The sequence below is a fragment of the Pseudovibrio sp. Ad5 genome (genome assembly GCF_001623095.1).
GTDB lineage: Bacteria > Pseudomonadota > Alphaproteobacteria > Rhizobiales > Stappiaceae > Pseudovibrio.
The window spans coordinates 1-1352 of record NZ_LMCH01000060.1; the positions used below are offsets into that span (position 1 = coordinate 1).

Here is a 1352-nt window from a genome sequence, read left to right on the forward strand (position 1 = left end):
TGTCCGTCGTCAAAGATAGTTGGACAAAATTGGCTTTCGATTAGTGGAGTGTCTGGCCCAATTGCGTGTTGATGTTAAGCGGCTTGTGCGTGGTAGCGCAAGCGTCGGTTTTGAATAGTTCTGCGTTTAATCATTTGCCTGTGTTGCTGGATCTTTTTATCCCTCCCGCAATAGGCGTCGGCTGGCGTCACATTGCCAATGCTCTCGTGATAGCGGTGATTGTTGTAGTAATCGACAAAGTGGCCGATCTGTGCTTCCAAGTCCTCTGACATGTAATAGTTTTCGAGCAGAATGCGGTTCTTCATGGTCTGGTGCCAGCGCTCGATCTTACCTTGGGTTTGCGGATGATACGGCGCTCCGCGCACATGCTTCATGCCCTTTGTCTCCAGCCAATCGGCCAAATCCGACGACACGTAAGAGCTGCCATTGTCAGAAAGTAGGCGTGGACGATGCAGCACGGTGGGTTGTTCACAGCCCGAGGCATCGAGTGCCAGTTGAAGGGTGTCGGTGACATCCTTGGCTTTCATCGTGGTGCACAGCTTCCAGGCAATGATGTAGCGGGAATAGTCGTCGAGCACGGTTGAGAGATAAAACCAACCCCAGCCGATGATCTTGAAATAGGTAAAATCAGTTTGCCACTGCAGGTTCGGTGCTGTGGTCTTATCCTTGAACTCATCAGCAGCCTTGATGACCACATAGGCTGGAGATGTAATCAGGTCCTGCGCCTTCAGCAGCCTGTAAACAGAAGCCTCTGAAACAAAATAGCCTTTCGTGTCTATAAAGTGAACCGCGAGCTCTCGTGGTGATAGATCTGGTTCTTCTAGCGCCAGTTCAATAATCTGCTCTCTGATCTCATCGGGAATACGGTTCCATACTTTTGAGGGACGTGAAACCCGATCCTCCAGCGCGTCAACACCGCCTTCCAGATAGCGATCATACCAAGTGTAGAACGTAGAGCGCGGAATGCCTAGAAGCTCCAAGGTGCGTTTGATTGGTTGATGAGATCCTTCAACCAGCCGGATAATCTCCAGCTTCTCGTGAGCGGGGTACCTCATTCGTCGTCTCCCCCATCCTCGAGAACGCTTTTTTTAAGAAGCCGCAGTTCCAGAGCCTGCTCGGCGACAACTTCCTTAAGGTCTCGCGCCTCTTTGCGTCGCTGCTTGACCTCACCGGTGCTGGCCTGGCGGGCAGTATCACCAGCAAGCCGCTTCTTGCCAGCTTCCAGAAACTCTTTTGACCAACTGTAATAAAGTCCCTGCGAGATACCTTCTTGACGACACAGTTCAGCAATGCTGTCCTCACCACGTAGTCCTGCGAGTACGATGCGGATCTTGTCTTCAGTGGAATAGCGC

At 51.6% G+C, this 1352-nt stretch carries 1 protein-coding gene; it reads right to left on the reverse strand.

Annotated elements, in window-relative coordinates:
* Nucleotides 1–74: 74 nt before the first annotated feature.
* Nucleotides 75–1352, reverse strand: a protein-coding gene (locus tag PsAD5_RS18010; RefSeq protein WP_153041402.1) for an IS3 family transposase whose coding sequence is annotated in 2 segments (ribosomal slippage) — nucleotides 75–1090 and nucleotides 1090–1352 — 1279 coding nt annotated over the 2 segments. Because the reading frame shifts where the segments join, the coding sequence is not laid out codon by codon here. This gene is flagged as partial in the annotation.